Source organism: Klebsiella sp. SWET4 (genome assembly GCF_024296565.1).
In the GTDB taxonomy this organism is placed as follows: Bacteria; Pseudomonadota; Gammaproteobacteria; order Enterobacterales; family Enterobacteriaceae; genus Klebsiella; species Klebsiella variicola.
This window is the reverse complement of the sequence record NZ_JANCOB010000011.1, coordinates 81772-97388: the sequence shown is the minus strand read 5'-3', so window position 1 is coordinate 97388 and position 15617 is coordinate 81772. Positions and strand designations below refer to the sequence as shown.

Here is a 15617-nt window from a genome sequence, read left to right as displayed (position 1 = left end):
ATAATTGCAACATTTCATTGAATTAATTCGCTTTCCTTCGTGACTCGCAACTGGAACACGCACGCTATGAGTAAACCCATTGTGATGGAACGCGGTGTTAAGTACCGCGACGCCGATAAAATGGCCCTTATCCCGGTGAAAAACGTGGCAACTGAGCGTGAAGCTCTGCTCAGAAAACCGGAATGGATGAAAATCAAACTTCCGGCAGATTCGTCCCGTATCCAGGGTATCAAAGCAGCGATGCGTAAGAACGGCCTGCACTCCGTGTGTGAAGAAGCCTCCTGCCCGAACCTTGCAGAATGCTTCAACCACGGTACCGCGACCTTTATGATCCTCGGCGCGATCTGTACTCGTCGCTGCCCGTTCTGCGATGTCGCGCACGGGCGCCCGGTTGCACCAGATGCGAACGAACCACAGAAGCTGGCGCAAACCATCGCTGATATGGGTCTGCGCTACGTCGTGGTCACTTCAGTGGACCGTGACGACCTGCGTGATGGCGGCGCACAGCATTTTGCCGACTGCATCAGCGCCATTCGCGAGAAAAACCCGTCGATTAAGATCGAAACGCTGGTTCCGGATTTCCGCGGCCGCATGGATCGCGCGCTTGATATTCTGACGGTAACCCCGCCGGATGTCTTCAACCATAACCTCGAAAACGTACCTCGTCTCTATCGTCAGGTGCGTCCGGGCGCGGATTACAACTGGTCGCTGAAGCTGCTGGAGCGTTTTAAAGAAGCGCATCCGGAGATCCCGACGAAATCTGGCCTGATGGTCGGTCTGGGCGAAACCAACGACGAGATCATTGAAGTGATGCGCGACCTGCGCCGCCATGGCGTCACCATGCTGACGTTAGGCCAGTATCTGCAGCCGAGCCGTCACCACCTGCCAGTACAGCGCTACGTCAGCCCGGAAGAGTTCGAAGAGATGAAAGCGGAAGCGATGGCGATGGGCTTCACCCACGCCGCCTGCGGTCCCTTCGTTCGCTCTTCCTATCATGCCGACCTGCAGGCTAAAGGAATGGAAGTGAAGTAACTGCCGCTTCTGCCGCTGCGCGCCTTTTCGCCGCAGCGGCCCCTCTCCGCTTCCTCTGCTTCCTCTGCTTCGCGTTTTCGTAACAGTTCGTTGCATCTTTTCTGCGCGGCATCGCCAAAAACGACAAAGGCCGCAACGATATTCGTCGCGGCCTCTTCGCCGTTCCGCCAGCATCCCTCCGGGGGGACGCATCGGATCAATTACTCTTTATGAGAGATCTTCTGCGCCGGCGCTTCTTCTTCCACGGTGGCTTTCTTCGCGCTATCGTCATCCTCGTTCATGGCCTTTTTAAAGCCCTTGATAGCCGAACCCAGGTCGCCGCCCAGCGTACGTAATTTCTTGGTACCAAACACTAAGATAATCAGTGCTGCGACTACCAGCAGTTTGGTAATACTAATCTCACCCATAGCTAACCTTCTTCTCTATACAAGCTGCGAATACGCCATCATACACGCATTTATCCGTCATATTGTAATCCACCTGTGCGTGGGCTGCGTGATTCGGCCCAGAGCCTTCCCCCTGAAGGAGTTAGCGCAGGGGTGTCCGTCCTGACGTGCACAGCGAATTATTAGGATAAACAATACGGGTATTTGACGCGCGGACACAATAGCAATCTGTAACAAGGTGAATCAAGCCCTGTTTAAAAAAACATCACAATAATTGCGGTGGCGCAAATCGTCGGTTCTGCAGTACCGGCAAACGCTCGCGAACCCGCGCAAGGTGCTCTGCGGAGACATCGGCAAAGATCAGCTGCGGTTCGCTCCCGGCCCCCGCCAGCGTCGTTCCCAGCGGGTCTACAATGCGGCTCTGACCAATATTCCGCGTCCCGCATTCGCCTGCCGCCACGATATAGCAGGTCGTATCGAGCGCGCGCGCCGCCAACAGCGTCGCCCAGTGGTGCTCTTTCTGTGGCCCTCTCACCCATGCGGTGGGCAGTACCAGCAGCTCAGCTCCGTTCAGCGCCAGCGATAGGGCCAGTTCCGGAAAGCGAAGATCGTAGCAGGTCATCAGGCCAACGCGTAACCCCGCCACTTCAATTACCGGCGGGATCTGCTGGCCAGGATCCACCCGCCGCGACTCCTGCATTGCGAAGGCGTCGTATAAATGCAGTTTGTGATAATGGGCTATTACTTCGCCATCCCGCAAGACCACCAGCGTATTGGTCGCACGGCCTTCTGCCGACGGCACATGCAGCGTCAGGACCGTGGTCAAACGGTTACGCCCGCTCTCAGCCAGCAGCAGCTGCAAAAACGCCCCATCCAGCGGCTGAGCCGATTTCACTGACATATCCGGGTCGTTGTCATCTCGCGCCAGTAACGCCTCTGGCAGCACCAGCAGCGCCGCCCCTTCACGCGCAGCCTGTTGCATCATCGTCACACAGGTCTGCGCATTCGTCCGCCATACTGGCGTGACGGCAAATTGTCCTGCCGCTACCCGCATGTTTTTCTCCGGTCAGGTTATGAATAGCCAATCGCGCCCGTCGCGCGCTACACTTGAGGTTCTCTTATATCAAATAGCAGGAAACAACCGTGTTTCAACTTCTTTGCGCCGTTTTTATTGGCGGTGGCACCGGCAGCGTATTGCGCTGGTGGCTCGGCATGAAGCTCAACCCTGTGCATCATGCTATCCCGATTGGGACATTGACGGCCAACCTGGTAGGCGCCTTTGTGATTGGTGCCGGGCTGGCGTGGTTTAACCGTCTGACGGATATTGACCCGATGTGGAAGCTCCTGATCACCACCGGGTTCTGCGGCGGGTTGACCACCTTCTCCACCTTCTCGGCGGAAGTGGTCTTTCTCCTGCAGCAGGGGCGGGTGAGCTGGGCACTCCTCAACGTGATGGTGAATTTGCTGGGTTCGTTTGCCATGACGGCCGTCGCCTTCTGGCTTTTCTCGCAGGCCGCCAGCCGTTAACGATCTGAAAATCAGGCAAAAAAAAACCCGCGTTAAGCGGGTTTTTATATTCTACTGACGTGTTGGTTAGATAGCCATTACGTTTGCAGCAGAAGGGCCTTTGGCACCGTTAGTGATTTCGAACTCTACACGCTGACCTTCAGCCAGAGTTTTGAAACCGTTGGACTGGATTGCAGAGAAGTGTACGAATACATCTTTGCTGCCATCTTCCGGAGTAATGAAACCGAATCCTTTGGACTCATTAAACCACTTAACGTTACCTTTAATCTTAGACATCAAAATTACCTTTATATGAAAAATCGACACTAATGCTGTGTCGAGTATCAGTACACCAATTGTGGTACCTTTTGTCCAGTGCAACTTTGCTAAAAAGTGATAAAAGTCGCTATCTTTTTTAGTGGGTAACGCTTTAGTCCTTGTTTTTCCACAAGACACACCGCTTATCTCATTTATTGCTAAGACTTAGCGAATTAAAACTGTATACGAGCCCAGGCGAAGTAAACGTTACCGTTATTGTAGGTGCCGGGAATATAGGTCATCTGGAAAGTCGCCGGACCGTAACCTATTGACGCCAATGGTAAGATCACCGGAATGGGGATGTAGTCCCAGTTATCGCGCGCCGTCACGCCAAGGGTATAGCCGAGTCCAAGGTGGAAGTTCTGGTCGGTCAGCGGGCGCCAGGTTTTCTCCCAGCCGTAGCCGCCGATAGGCTCCCATTTATTGAAAGAATCTTTAAACGCCATCAGGTACAGACCGTGCCAGTTTCCCTTCTCATCCCAGCGCGAGACGCCAAAACCCGCGCCCCAGGGGCGTTCGTTATACTTATCCGTCTTTTCCTTATCATAGGCAAACCGCGCGTGCCAGGTAATGGCTGGAACGTACAAGTCATAGTGCTCCGGCTCATTCCAGGTCTGCGCGACGTTATTACTTAAGGTCTGGTAACCTTCGCTGAGGGTCGATGAAAACGACGCGCTGGCGTTTACGGATACCAACAACCATCCAAAAAAACCAAGAGAAAACAGAGAAAAACGACGTAACATCAACACTTTTCCATTACCACTTTCATTTAAAAGCCGCCTAAAATAGCAAAGATAGTCTCAATACAGGTTGAACGAAATAAGGCAAACTCCTGATTTTTGCCCGGTGACCATCAGAACCTTTTAACTATCCATCTGGTGATTATATCCAGGCGAGACGGGTGACGCGTAGTTCTTATCGCTTTATTGATTTGCATCAGCGAGTTTTGTCCGTTTTTTCGGCACATTCGCACATTAAAATTTGGCATGACGCTTTTTATCTACATATTCTTTGGGCTTAGGGGTAATAAATGCTGACGTTTGTTGAGATCCTGATCGGGATTGTGGTCATTGTGGGCGTCGCCCGCTATATCATTAAGGGCTACTCGGCCACCGGGGTGCTGTTCGTCGGGGGCTTAATCTTATTGATCGTCAGCGCCCTGCTGGGGCATAAAGTCTTGCCGGGCAATACCGACAGCACCGGTTATTCTGCCACTGATATTATTGAATACATTAAGATTCTACTCATGAGCCGCGGTGGCGATCTGGGTATGATGATTATGATGCTGTGCGGCTTCGCCACCTACATGACCCATATTGGCGCCAATGATATGGTGGTGAAATTAGCATCAAAGCCGCTGCGCTATATTAATTCGCCCTATCTGCTGATGATTGCCGCCTACTTTGTCGCCTGCCTGATGTCGCTGGCGGTCTCCTCTGCGACCGGCCTTGGCGTGCTGCTGATGGCGACGCTGTTCCCGGTGATGGTGAACGTCGGTATCAGTCGCGGGGCGGCGGCAGCCATCTGCGCTTCACCGGCGGCCATTATCCTCTCGCCTACCTCTGGCGATGTTGTACTGGCGGCTAAAGCCGCAGAAATGCCGCTGATCGACTTTGCCTTCAAGACCACGCTGCCCATCTCCATCGCGGCCATTATCTGCATGGCAATCGCCCATTTCTTCTGGCAGCGTTACCTGGATAAAAAAGAGAACATTTCCCACGAAATGCTGGATGTCAACGACATCACCACCACCGCCCCGGCGCTGTACGCCATTCTGCCGTTTACCCCGATCATCGGCGTGCTGATCTTTGATGGTAAATGGGGACCGGAACTGCACATTATCACCATCCTCGTCGGCTGCATGCTGCTGGCGGCGATCCTTGAGTTCCTGCGCGGGTTTAACACCAAAAACGTCTTCAGCGGGCTGGAAGTCGCCTACCGCGGGATGGCTGACGCCTTCGCCGGCGTAGTGATGCTGCTGGTCGCCGCCGGCGTCTTCGCCCAGGGGCTAAGCACCATCGGCTTTATCAATGGGCTGATCTCCATCGCCACCTCCTTCGGCTCGGCCAGTATTATTCTGATGCTGGTGCTGGTGATCCTGACCATGCTGGCGGCAATGACCACCGGCTCCGGTAATGCCCCGTTCTACGCTTTTGTTGAGATGATCCCCAAGCTGGCGCACTCTTCCGGCATCAATCCGGCTTATCTGTCGATTCCGATGCTGCAGGCCTCTAACCTCGGCCGCACGATATCGCCGGTCTCCGGGGTGGTGGTCGCCGTTGCCGGGATGGCAAAAATTTCGCCGTTCGAAGTGGTCAAACGTACCTCCGTGCCGGTGATGGTTGGCCTGCTGGTGGTGATTATCGCCACTGAGATTCTGGTGCCCGGCAGCGCAGTCCACTAATGGTCTAACCACGCGAAAAGGCGCCAGCGGGCGCCTTTTTTATGCTTTAATAACTCCCCGTTATCTTTTGCCATCCACAATCAGGAATAAACATGTTCAGGAAGGATTTCGCCGCGCTTGCCCTTGTGCTCACCGCCACTCAGGCCGGCGCTGAACCGCTCACCGCGACGCGATACGCTGATTTTGACCGCTACGTTCTTGCCCTCTCCTGGCAAACCGGATTCTGTCAGAGCATGCTTGACCGCAACCGTAGCGAACCGGAAGAGTGTCGCCTGCAGCAGGACACCGCGAACAAAGCCGACTTTCTGACCGTGCACGGCCTGTGGCCCGGGCTGCCAAAGTCGATTGCCGCGCGCGGGGTGGATGAACGACGCTGGATGCGCTACGGCTGCGCCACGCGCCCGGTACCCAACATGCCGGAAGTGAAAGCGAACCGCAAATGCCAGGCGGCGGAAACCGGGCTGTCGCTGGAGATGGCCAATAAGCTCAATAACGTGATGCCGGGTTCGGGCGGCACCTCCTGCCTGGAGCGCTACGAATACGCCAAACATGGCGTCTGCTTCGGCTTTGATCCCGATAGCTATTTTGGCACCATGGTGCGCCTGAATGGGGAAATTAAGCATAGCCCGGTAGGCGATTTCCTCGCGAAGCATTATGGTCAAACCGTCAGCCGCGCCGACTTCGATGCCGCGGTGGCCCGCGCCTGGGGTCCGCAAAGCGTGAAGGCGTTTAAATTAACCTGTAACGGTAATCCGGCCTATCTGACCGAGATGCAAATCTCCCTCAACGCCGCCACCATCAACGCCCCGCTGACCACGTCCGCCTTTCTGCCGCAACCCCATCCGGGCAACTGTGGAACCCAGTTTATCCTGGACAAGGTCGGTCAGTAGCGCAAAGCGACATGCTGAGCAGAAAACGCCGCCCGCCGGGGGGCGTTGCACGCTGAATGTGCGTTTCATCACTTCAAACTACCGGCAACTCTCAGTATGATGGTAGGATCTTAACCCTTGCCCTTTTCGGCGAGGGTTTTCTTTTACGGACAGGTTCCTGGATAACATGGAGTATGCAATGACCAGACCCGCAATCATCATTAACGAACTGGATGCCGAACGTATCGACAGGCTGCTGGAGCAGCCGGCTTTCGCCAACTTACCGGTTGCCGATGCCCTGAATGACGAGCTCGACCGCGCGCAAATGCTGGCGCCGGAAGCGATGCCGCATGACGTCGTCACCATGAACAGTAAGGTAAAATTCCGCGATTTAACCAGCGGCGAAGAGCGCGTGCGGACGCTGGTGTTTCCGTCTCAGGTGACTGACAGCGCCAGCCAGCTCTCCGTCCTCGCGCCGGTGGGCGCCGCGCTGCTGGGGCTGAAAGTCGGCAGCACCATTCACTGGGAGCTGCCGGGCGGTGCATCGACACACCTGGAAGTGCTGGAGCTATTGTACCAGCCGGAAGCCGCTGGCGAATTCCACCGCTAATCCCTGCTGCCTGAGGCGTTTCGCGCTTTATTCAGAGGATGTCCATACATCCTCTTTCTGCTGTTTCTTCCCCCGCTAACCTTTTTTTACGCTTTGCACCTGCCTGACTGACAGTTTTGCGACCTGAATGACACTATATCCGCATATAATATGTTGATATAGACGCAAATGAACAAGGAGGATTGCATATGTATAAGACTATCATTATGCCCGTTGATGTCTTTGAGATGGCGCTGAGCGATAAAGCCGTCCGGCATGCGGAGTTTCTGGCCCAGCAGGACGGGGTGATCCATCTGCTCCACGTATTACCCGGCTCTGCGAGCTTCACCATGAGCCGCTTTACCGCCGATCTGCGGCGGTTTGAAGAACACCTGCAGCATGAGGCGGAAACTCGTCTGCAGACGATGGTCAGCCATTTCAGCATTGACCCCTCACGTATCAAGCTGCATGTCCGTTTCGGCAGCGTGCGCGATATGGTCAACGAGCTGGCCAGCGAAATTAACGCCGATGTCGTGGTGATTGGCTCGCGCAACCCGTCCATCAGTACCCACCTGCTCGGATCCAATGCCTCAAGCGTGATCCGCCATGCCCATATCCCGGTGATGGTCGTCAGGTAAATATGACGAAATAGAAAAAAAGAGGCTACCCCAGGGTAGCCTCTTTGTTATGCAGGTTTATTGTCTGACTTGTTATGCGGTTTTCGTACGGATCAGGTAGTCGAAGGCGCTCAGCGACGCTTTTGCCCCTTCCCCTGCCGCGATAATAATCTGCTTGTACGGCACGGTGGTGCAGTCGCCAGCGGCGAATACGCCTTTGACATTGGTTTCGCACTTCGCATCGATGATGATCTCACCCATGCGGTTGCGCTCAACGGCGCCTTCCAGCCAGGTGGTGTTAGGCAGCAGGCCAATCTGGACGAAGATCCCCGCCAGCGCGACATGATGCTCATCACCGCTCACCCGGTCACGATATTGCAGGCCGGTGACTTTGCTGCCATCGCCTTTCACTTCCGTGGTCTGCGCATTAAGAATGATGTCGACATTCTTCAGGCTGCGGACTTTATCCTGCAACACCTGGTCGGCTTTCATCTCTGGAGCAAACTCCAGCAGGGTCACATGCTCTACGACGCCCGCCAGGTCGATAGCGGCTTCTACCCCGGAGTTCCCGCCGCCAATTACCGCTACGCGTTTGCCCTTAAACAGCGGACCGTCGCAGTGCGGGCAGTAGGTCACGCCTTTGGTGCGATACTGATCTTCGCCCGGTACGTTCATATTGCGCCATTTCGCCCCGGTGGCAATGATGACGCTACGCGCCTTCAGCACCGCGCCAGAGGCGGTTTCAATCTGATGCAGGCCGCCCTCTGTCGCCGCTGGCGTCAGTTTGGTCGCGCTCTGGGAGTCGATCACATCGACGTTATAGTCGCTGACGTGCGCTTTCAGCGCGCCGGCCAGTTTCTGGCCTTCGGTTTTCGGCACCGAAATATAGTTTTCGATATCCACGGTATCCAGCACCTGACCGCCGAAGCGCTCGCCCATCAGGCCGGTACGAATACCTTTACGCGCAGAGTAGACCGCCGCGGCCGCACCGGACGGGCCGGAGCCGACAATCAGCACATCGTAAGCGTCACGTTGGTTCAGCTCTTCCGCTGCGCGTTTTTCCGCACCGGTATCCACTTTGGCGACAATTTCCGTCAGCGTCATCCGCCCCTGACCAAACTCCTGGCCATTCAGATACACCGCAGGAACGCCCATGACGTTGCGATCGGTAATTTCATTCTGGAAGGTCCCACCGTCAATCGCCGTGTGCTTGATGCGCGGGTTGAGCACCGACATCAGGTTCAGGGCCTGCACCACATCCGGGCAGTTATGACAGGAGAGTGAATAATAAGTCTCGAACTCGAAATCGCCATCAATATCGCGGATCTGCTCCAGCAGCGACTGGGCCTCTTTCGACGGATGACCGCCGGTCCACAGCAGCGCCAGCACCAGCGAGGTAAACTCGTGGCCCAGCGGAGAGCCTGCAAAGCGTGGGCCCTGGTCGGAACCTGGGTTAGTAATCAGGAATGATGGCTTACGTACCGCGAGCGTGTTGTCTTCTTTAAAGGTGACTTTGTCTGACAGTTCAGCGATTTCAGCCAACAGTTCCTTGATTTCTGCCGATTTAGCGCTGTCATCCAGCGTGGCAATCAGCTCAACAGGCTTGGTCAGCTTCTCAAGGTAGGCCTTGAGCTGGGTTTTCATGTTGGTGTCGAGCATTGTTATCTCCTGGGCTTAAAACATCATCATGCAAGCGGCCTCGTCCAGGCGGCCTGAATGCGCTTGCATCATGGTGTTGGAATAAAATGGGCGCGAAAGCGCCCATTGATTGCCGGGTGGCACGCCGTTTACCCGGCCTACAATCTTGTAGGCCCGTGCAAGCGTAGCGCCGCCGGGCACAAACAGACTTAAATCTTACCGACCAGGTCCAGAGACGGAGCCAGTGTCGCTTCGCCTTCTTTCCATTTAGCCGGGCAGACTTCGCCTGGGTGAGAAGCAACGTACTGCGCCGCTTTGATTTTACGCAGCAGGTCAGACGCATCACGGCCGATACCTTCAGCGGTAACTTCGATCGCCTGGATGATACCCTGCGGGTCAACCACGAAGGTGGCACGGTCAGCCAGACCTTCATCTTCACGCATGTTGTCGAAGTTACGGGTCAGGGCGCCAGTCGGGTCGCCGATCATCGCGTATTTGATTTTCGCGATGGTTTCAGAGCTGCTGTGCCACGCTTTGTGGGTGAAGTGGGTATCGGTAGACACAGAGTAAACGTCTACGCCCAGCTTCTGCAGTTCTTCGTAATGGTCAGCCACGTCGCCCAGTTCGGTCGGGCAGACGAAAGTGAAGTCAGCCGGATAGAAGAAGAAGACGCTCCAGCGGCCTTCGGTGTCTTTCTCGGTGACTTCGATGAATTCACCATTTTTGAATGCCTGGTTTTTGAACGGTTTGATTTTGGTGTTAATTAAGGACATCTATACTTCCTCCGTGTTTTCGTTGAGGTCTAAGTTAACGAATTTTTCCTGACCCGACCAATGCGTTTACATTATCGAATCAATAAGCGTTATCTAACAACCGGAACAAGACAACTCTGTGAACCTGTCGACGCGTTCAGCGCTGATCGCTGTTTTTCGCATCATTTGCCGCGACAAAAGTAAAAAGGCCACCCTTTCAGGCGGCCCCGTTACCTGAAATACCCGAAGGTAGGTTCAGCGCCAGTCAGACTGGCTATGTGTTGCGCTCTACATTACCTTAATGTAACAGCATCCAGGATTACATCACCCACGCCAGCAAAGGGCAATCCGTCATTCTGCTGATCTTGCCTATGACTGTGATAGGTTCGACAATCGTTTTGCCCTTTCCTGCTGATTTTACAAGGAATATTCATGTTAAAGCGTCTTCTCTTGCTCAGCCTTTTTCCGTTATGTAGCCAGGCGGAGGAGCTCCCCGCTCCGGTAAAAGCGATTGAAAAACAGGGCATTACCATTATAAAACCCTTTGAGGCGCCAGGGGGAATGAAAGGCTGGCTGGGCAAATACCAGGACATGGGGGTCGCCATCTACCTCACGCCGGACGGCAAACATGCCATTTCCGGCTATATGTATGACGAGAACGGCAACAACCTCAGCGAGCAGTTGTTTCAAAAAGAGCTCTACACGCCGGCAGGACAGGAGATGTGGAAGAAGATGGCCAGCGCCCACTGGCTGCAGGATGGCAATAAGGACGCCCCCATCGTGCTGTATGTCTTTGCCGATCCCTTCTGCCCCTACTGTAAACAGTTCTGGCAGCAGTCCCGCCCCTGGGTGGAAGCCGGTAAAGTGCAGATCCGCACCCTGCTGGTGGGGGTGATCAAGCCCGAAAGCCCGGCCACCGCCGCCGCGATTCTGGCCACCAAGGATCCGGCGAAGACCTGGCATGATTATGAGCAATCGAATGGGAAAATGGCCCTGACGATCCCGCAGGCTATTCCGCCGGAGAAAATGAAAGTGCTCAACGTTAATCAGCAACTGATGGACGAACTGGGGGCCAACGTCACGCCAGCCATTTACTATATGAATAAGGATAATATGCTGCAGCAGGTGGTCGGCCTGCCGGATAAAGAAAAACTGCAGATCATGATGGGCGAACAAGAATAATCCCATTGCATAATGGCGCCAGATAACAACGACCGCTGGCGCCCCTGTCGACGATAAGATATATTAAGCAGAACTTAACGTTATAGTCCGGTAATTAAATTCACACCGCAAATATTAAGCCAATCAACATTCTCACTAAGAATATTTCCACCCGCGCTGATAATACACAGGACTGCATTAATGGCAAATCTTTACGATCTGAAAAAGTTCGATTTGAATTTATTGGTTATTTTTGAATGTATCTATCAACATTTGAGCATTAGCAAAGCAGCCGCCATGTTATTTATCACCCCGTCAGCGGTGAGCCAGTCGTTGCAGCGTTTGCGCCAGCAGTTAAACGATCCGTTATTTGTTCGCGTTGGGAAAGGGATGACGCCCACTACCGCCTGTGTCAATCTTCATTATCATTTGCAACAAAATCTCGAACAGCTGGAAAAAACCATCAATCTCAATAATCGCTCCGAACTGCGTAAACGTATCGTGATATATGGCCCTCCGCTGTTCTGTTCAGTGAATAGCCATTTTATGATTAATGAGCTCTGTCATCAGGCCAATTTGCAGATTGAGCACCATAACCTGACCACCACGGAATCGGCTGAAGAGCTGCTGGCGTATCGCCAGGCGGACCTGGTGTTCACCCGAATGCCTATTACCAACCGCGCCACGATCTGTCAGCCCTATCAGACGGTGCAGACGCTGGCGGTTTGCCGGGCGGACCATCCGCGGCGAGATCAACTCACGTCGATTGAAGCGCTGGCGCAGGAATTTTTCACCCACTATATCACCAACGATCCTGTCATTCAGCGCGTCCAGCAAAGCAGCACGCCATGGTTAAATCCGGGTAATATTGCCTTTCGCAGCGACTCTTTTATGACCATTCTTAACATGATCAATAAAACCGACTTAATTGGCTTCATCCCCTCCTATTTATATGATTTTATTTCCCCGGCCATGCCACTTCACGCTCTCGATATAGAGGCACTTTTTCCAGAGATCACGATATACATTAACTACCATCAATCATCTACACAAAATCATTTTCTATCTGAATTAATCTCCATTCTAATGAATGACAGAGATATATCACGCCCACAACTTAATAATAGTGAGTAACTGCCCACCTGTTTTCACACTCTGTTTGAATGCAGATCGACCATTAATTTCGCAGCGCTCATCGTTTATACTGAACAAACGGGAAGCTCTACTATTAAAGGATTAATGGTCATGTCGTTTATTAAATATCCCTTACCGGAATCGGTGCTGCAGGCAACTGAGCAGCGCATCCAGTGGGTGCTGGATAATTTTTCACGCGTTTGCGTCTCTTTCTCGGGTGGAAAAGACTCCACCGTCATGCTGCATTTAACCGCCCAGACGGCGCGGTTACAGGGTAAAAAAATCAGTGTGTTGTTTATTGACTGGGAAGCGCAGTTCTCCTGCACCATCGCCCACTGCGAAAAACTGCGTGCGCTGTATGCGGATGTTGTCGAAACCTTTTACTGGGTCGCCCTGCCGCTCACCACCCAAAACGCGCTGACGCAGTATAAACCGCAATGGCAATGCTGGGAGCCCGGGGCCGACTGGGTCCGTCAGCCGCCGCCCTGGGCGATTACCCACCCGGGCTATTTTTCATTTTATCAACCGGGGATGAGCTTTGAGTCCTTTGTCAGCCACTTCGCCGAGTGGTTTTCACAGCGGCGCCCCGCCGCCGTGCTGGTGGGCATTCGCGCCGACGAGTCACTGAATCGCTTTATGGCCATCTCTTCGCAGCGTAAACAACGCTTCGCCGATGATAAACCCTGGACCACCTCGGCGCCGGGCGGCCACGCCTGGTACATCTACCCGCTCTATGACTGGAAAACGGCCGACATCTGGACCTGGTTTGCCAAAAGCCGGCAGTCTTATAACCCTCTGTACGATCTGATGTATCAGGCCGGGGTGCCGCTGCGCTATATGCGCATCTGCGAACCGTTCGGTCCGGAGCAGCGCCAGGGGCTGTGGCTCTACCATGTGCTGGAGCCTGAGCGCTGGGCCGCAATGTGTCAGCGGGTGAGCGGCGCACACAGCGGCGGGGTCTATGCCGGGCATGATAATCAATTTTACGGCCACCGAAAAATCGACAAGCCCGACCACCTGACATGGAAAAGCTATGCGCTGTTCCTGCTCGACAGCATGCCGGAAACCACTGCCGAGCACTACCGCAACAAAATCGCCGTCTACCTGCGTTGGTATCAGAAAAAAGGCATGGAAGATATTCCGGACACCCAGCCTGCGGACATTGGCACCAAAGATATCCCGTCCTGGCGGCGGGTCTGCAAAGTGCTGCTCAATAACGACTACTGGTGCCGTCAGCTTTCGTTTAGCCCGACCAAAAGCAGCCACTATCAGCGCTACCGTAAACGCATGGAAAAACATCGCCAACAATGGGGGATATTATGCAACAACAACTGACGCAGGCGCTGGACGCTTATCTGCAAACGCTGGATGACGAGGCGCGCATCGAGGCAATCAATGCGTTTCGTCAGGTGCTCCACCAGCGCAGTCCCTTCCGCTCCCAGCCCGTTGACTGCGTGCTGTGGGTAAAACAGGAGCAGGTCATCCCCAACGACTACAATCCGAATAACGTGGCGCCACCGGAAAAACGCCTGCTGCAAACGTCGCTGGAAGCCGACGGCTTTACCCAGCCGGTCGTCGTCATCCAGCAAAGCCCGCAGTCGTATACGATTGTCGACGGTTTTCACCGTCATGAGCTGGCCTGCAGCAAAGCGGTGCTGAAAAAAACGCTGAAAGGTTATCTGCCAGTGACCTGCCTGACGAGTGAAGCCGCCTCGCGTGACGGGCTGATGGCAGCGACCATACGCCATAACCGGGCGCGCGGGCGCCACCAAATCCACGCCATGTCAGAGATTGTCCGCGAACTGACCCAGCTTGGCTGGACGCCACAGAAAATCGGCAAAGAGCTGGGGATGGATGCCGATGAGGTATTGCGCCTGAAGCAAATTAGCGGCCTCACGGAGATGTTCGCTGGCCGCCAGTTCTCCCAGGCGTGGACGATTAAGTGACTACAGCTGGCACAAACGCGTCGCCGCAGCCAACAGAGTCGCCGGCTGTTTGGCAAAGCATAAGCGGATCAGCTTGTGCGGGAACGGATCGGCGCAGAAGACGGAGAGCGGGATCGCCGCCACCCCGACTTCGGTCGTCAGCCAGCGGCAGAAGCTGACGTCGTCAAGATCGGAAATGGCGCTGTAGTCCGCCAGCAGGAAATAGGTCCCTTCACAGGGCAGAAGTTCCAGCCGGCTTGGGCGCAGCGCTTCAATAAACAGATCGCGACGTTCCCGATAAAACGCCGGCAGCTCACGATAGTGCTCAGGCGCTTCGCGCAGCATGTCGGCGATCGCCAGCTGCGCCGGGGTATTCACCGAGAAGGTCAGATACTGATGCACCTTGCGCAGTTCGGCGCTGATGGCCGCCGGGGCTACGCAGTAGCCGACCTTCCAGCCGGTCATATGAAACGTTTTGCCAAACGAGGAGACCGCCACCGCCCGCTCGCGAAGCTGGGGATGCGCCAGCACGCTGGCGTGGCCGCCCTCGGCAAAGCAGATGTGCTCATAGACCTCATCGCTGAGGACATAGATCTCGCGTTCGGCAATCGCCTGCCACAGGGCAGCAAAATCTTCGCGCTGCCAGACGGTAGCTGATGGATTGTGCGGGGTATTGAGGATCACCAGACGGGTTTTATCGCTCAGCGCCGCAGCAAACTGCTGCCAGTCGACGCGAAAATGCGGCGGCTGCAGCGCAATACGGCGTAATTCGCCGCCGGCCAGCGCCACCGCGGGAGCATAGCTGTCATAGCTGGGATCGAAACAGATCACTTCGTCGCCGCGGCGCACCAGAGCGGTGATCGCCGCGTACAGGGCCTCCGTCGCGCCGGCGGTGACCGTGATATCGCTATTGACGTCGGGCAGGTAATCATACAGCTCCGCTGTCTTCCCGGCGATCGCCTCGCGCAGCGCCGGCACGCCGGTCATCGGGGCGTACTGATTCGCCCCCTGCGCCACATGGTAGGCCAGACGCTCCTGAAGATAGCGCGGGCCGTCGAAATCGGGAAAGCCCTGTGACAGGTTGATGGCCTGATGCTGCTGGGCCAGGGCGCTCATCTGGGTAAAAATCGTTGTGCCGAGCGCAGGAAGTTTACTCTCTGGAATCAAAGGGTTATTGCTCATTCTTTTTATACCGATTGTAATGCTGTTGTTGAAGCCACTATAACACGATGTTAATATTTGGCAATCAAGACGCTTAGACGTCTAAATGCTAATGTTATTCCGCG

The 15617-nt window shown here is 54.7% G+C and carries 17 protein-coding genes; 10 read left to right on the top strand and 7 right to left on the bottom strand.

The features are described 5' to 3' along the window. The first annotated feature begins 66 nt into the window (after nt 1–66). The gene (gene lipA, locus NKJ21_RS21790) at nt 67–1032 is read left to right on the top strand and encodes a lipoyl synthase (RefSeq protein ID WP_002894467.1); all 966 of its coding nucleotides are present in this window, start codon (nt 67–69) and stop codon (nt 1030–1032) included. 200 nt (nt 1033–1232) lie between these two features. On the opposite strand, the gene tatE is transcribed toward lipA, so the two are convergent. After that, a complete protein-coding gene (tatE, locus tag NKJ21_RS21785) occupies nt 1233–1439 on the bottom strand; it encodes a twin-arginine translocase subunit TatE (RefSeq protein WP_008805630.1) in 207 nt (68 codons plus the stop codon). Between the two features lie 244 nt (nt 1440–1683). Then, the gene (locus tag NKJ21_RS21780) at nt 1684–2472 is read right to left on the bottom strand and encodes a deaminated glutathione amidase (RefSeq protein ID WP_008805629.1); all 789 of its coding nucleotides are present in this window, start codon (nt 2470–2472) and stop codon (nt 1684–1686) included. 89 nt (nt 2473–2561) lie between these two features. Here NKJ21_RS21780 and crcB point away from each other — a divergent pair, with 89 nt between their 5' ends. Then, nucleotides 2562–2945, top strand: a complete 384-nt coding sequence (gene crcB, locus NKJ21_RS21775; protein ID WP_008805628.1) for a fluoride efflux transporter CrcB — start codon at nt 2562–2564, stop codon at nt 2943–2945. A gap of 66 nt (nt 2946–3011) precedes the next feature. Here the strand turns inward: crcB and cspE are convergent, their stop codons facing one another. Continuing rightward, nucleotides 3012–3221, bottom strand: coding sequence for a transcription antiterminator/RNA stability regulator CspE (gene cspE, locus NKJ21_RS21770; RefSeq protein ID WP_012542460.1), 210 nt, complete (start codon nt 3219–3221; stop codon nt 3012–3014). 194 nt (nt 3222–3415) lie between these two features. Next, nucleotides 3416–3937, bottom strand: coding sequence for a lipid IV(A) palmitoyltransferase PagP (gene pagP / locus NKJ21_RS21765; protein ID WP_306047527.1), 522 nt, complete (start codon nt 3935–3937; stop codon nt 3416–3418). A 335-nt stretch (nt 3938–4272) separates the two neighbouring features. Between pagP and dcuC the strand changes: the two genes are divergently transcribed. The 4 genes from dcuC to uspG all read left to right on the top strand — a co-directional run bounded on the left by dcuC (nt 4273) and on the right by uspG (nt 7742). Then, on the top strand, nt 4273–5646 hold the full coding sequence (dcuC, locus tag NKJ21_RS21760; RefSeq protein WP_008805625.1) for an anaerobic C4-dicarboxylate transporter DcuC: 1374 nt from the start codon (nt 4273–4275) through the stop codon (nt 5644–5646). 92 nt (nt 5647–5738) lie between these two features. Further along, on the top strand, nt 5739–6536 hold the full coding sequence (rna, locus tag NKJ21_RS21755; protein ID WP_016160487.1) for a ribonuclease I: 798 nt from the start codon (nt 5739–5741) through the stop codon (nt 6534–6536). A 178-nt stretch (nt 6537–6714) separates the two neighbouring features. Then, nucleotides 6715–7125 carry a nucleoside diphosphate kinase regulator gene (gene rnk / locus NKJ21_RS21750; RefSeq protein ID WP_008805623.1) on the top strand — a complete coding sequence of 137 codons (411 nt, stop codon included), beginning with the start codon at nt 6715–6717 and terminating at the stop codon, nt 7123–7125. 188 nt (nt 7126–7313) lie between these two features. Then, the gene (uspG, locus tag NKJ21_RS21745; RefSeq protein WP_002894401.1) at nt 7314–7742 is read left to right on the top strand and encodes a universal stress protein UspG; all 429 of its coding nucleotides are present in this window, start codon (nt 7314–7316) and stop codon (nt 7740–7742) included. A gap of 72 nt (nt 7743–7814) precedes the next feature. Here the strand turns inward: uspG and ahpF are convergent, their stop codons facing one another. Then, nucleotides 7815–9380 (bottom strand): alkyl hydroperoxide reductase subunit F, encoded by a 1566-nt coding sequence (ahpF, locus tag NKJ21_RS21740; protein ID WP_008805622.1) that lies wholly within the window; start codon nt 9378–9380, stop codon nt 7815–7817. A 188-nt stretch (nt 9381–9568) separates the two neighbouring features. After that, nucleotides 9569–10132 (bottom strand): alkyl hydroperoxide reductase subunit C, encoded by a 564-nt coding sequence (gene ahpC, locus NKJ21_RS21735; protein ID WP_002894394.1) that lies wholly within the window; start codon nt 10130–10132, stop codon nt 9569–9571. Nucleotides 10133–10543: 411 nt separating this feature from the next. Here ahpC and dsbG point away from each other — a divergent pair, with 411 nt between their 5' ends. From dsbG to NKJ21_RS21715, 4 genes are all read left to right on the top strand, one after another. Further along, entirely contained in the window at nt 10544–11293 is a 750-nt protein-coding gene (gene dsbG, locus NKJ21_RS21730; protein ID WP_008805621.1) for a thiol:disulfide interchange protein DsbG, read from the top strand. Nucleotides 11294–11473: 180 nt separating this feature from the next. After that, the gene (locus NKJ21_RS21725) at nt 11474–12406 is read left to right on the top strand and encodes a LysR family transcriptional regulator (RefSeq protein WP_008805620.1); all 933 of its coding nucleotides are present in this window, start codon (nt 11474–11476) and stop codon (nt 12404–12406) included. Nucleotides 12407–12517: 111 nt separating this feature from the next. Continuing rightward, nucleotides 12518–13741 (top strand): phosphoadenosine phosphosulfate reductase, encoded by a 1224-nt coding sequence (locus NKJ21_RS21720; RefSeq protein ID WP_208777576.1) that lies wholly within the window; start codon nt 12518–12520, stop codon nt 13739–13741. Next, a complete protein-coding gene (locus tag NKJ21_RS21715; protein WP_023297217.1) occupies nt 13726–14352 on the top strand; it encodes a ParB/RepB/Spo0J family partition protein in 627 nt (208 codons plus the stop codon). The genes NKJ21_RS21720 and NKJ21_RS21715 overlap by 16 nt, the downstream gene beginning before the upstream one ends. Here NKJ21_RS21715 and NKJ21_RS21710 read toward each other — a convergent pair whose 3' ends face one another. After that, nucleotides 14353–15498, bottom strand: coding sequence for a pyridoxal phosphate-dependent aminotransferase (locus tag NKJ21_RS21710; RefSeq protein ID WP_162494477.1), 1146 nt, complete (start codon nt 15496–15498; stop codon nt 14353–14355). It abuts the gene before it with no gap. Nucleotides 15499–15617: the final 119 nt, after the last annotated feature.

Excerpts from the sequence above, each read along its gene's own strand:
- NKJ21_RS21720 (WP_208777576.1), top strand. The coding sequence starts at position 12,518 with ATGTCGTTTATTAAATATCCCTTACCGGAATCGGTGCTGCAGGCAACT.
- lipA (WP_002894467.1), top strand. The coding sequence starts at position 67 with ATGAGTAAACCCATTGTGATGGAACGCGGTGTTAAGTACCGCGACGCC.
- dsbG (WP_008805621.1), top strand. The coding sequence starts at position 10,544 with ATGTTAAAGCGTCTTCTCTTGCTCAGCCTTTTTCCGTTATGTAGCCAG.
- dcuC (WP_008805625.1), top strand. The coding sequence starts at position 4,273 with ATGCTGACGTTTGTTGAGATCCTGATCGGGATTGTGGTCATTGTGGGC.
- ahpC (WP_002894394.1), bottom strand. The coding sequence starts at position 10,132 with ATGTCCTTAATTAACACCAAAATCAAACCGTTCAAAAACCAGGCATTC.
- NKJ21_RS21725 (WP_008805620.1), top strand. The coding sequence starts at position 11,474 with ATGGCAAATCTTTACGATCTGAAAAAGTTCGATTTGAATTTATTGGTT.
- NKJ21_RS21715 (WP_023297217.1), top strand. The coding sequence starts at position 13,726 with ATGCAACAACAACTGACGCAGGCGCTGGACGCTTATCTGCAAACGCTG.
- cspE (WP_012542460.1), bottom strand. The coding sequence starts at position 3,221 with ATGTCTAAGATTAAAGGTAACGTTAAGTGGTTTAATGAGTCCAAAGGA.
- uspG (WP_002894401.1), top strand. The coding sequence starts at position 7,314 with ATGTATAAGACTATCATTATGCCCGTTGATGTCTTTGAGATGGCGCTG.
- rna (WP_016160487.1), top strand. The coding sequence starts at position 5,739 with ATGTTCAGGAAGGATTTCGCCGCGCTTGCCCTTGTGCTCACCGCCACT.
- NKJ21_RS21780 (WP_008805629.1), bottom strand. The coding sequence starts at position 2,472 with ATGCGGGTAGCGGCAGGACAATTTGCCGTCACGCCAGTATGGCGGACG.
- tatE (WP_008805630.1), bottom strand. The coding sequence starts at position 1,439 with ATGGGTGAGATTAGTATTACCAAACTGCTGGTAGTCGCAGCACTGATT.
- rnk (WP_008805623.1), top strand. The coding sequence starts at position 6,715 with ATGACCAGACCCGCAATCATCATTAACGAACTGGATGCCGAACGTATC.
- ahpF (WP_008805622.1), bottom strand. The coding sequence starts at position 9,380 with ATGCTCGACACCAACATGAAAACCCAGCTCAAGGCCTACCTTGAGAAG.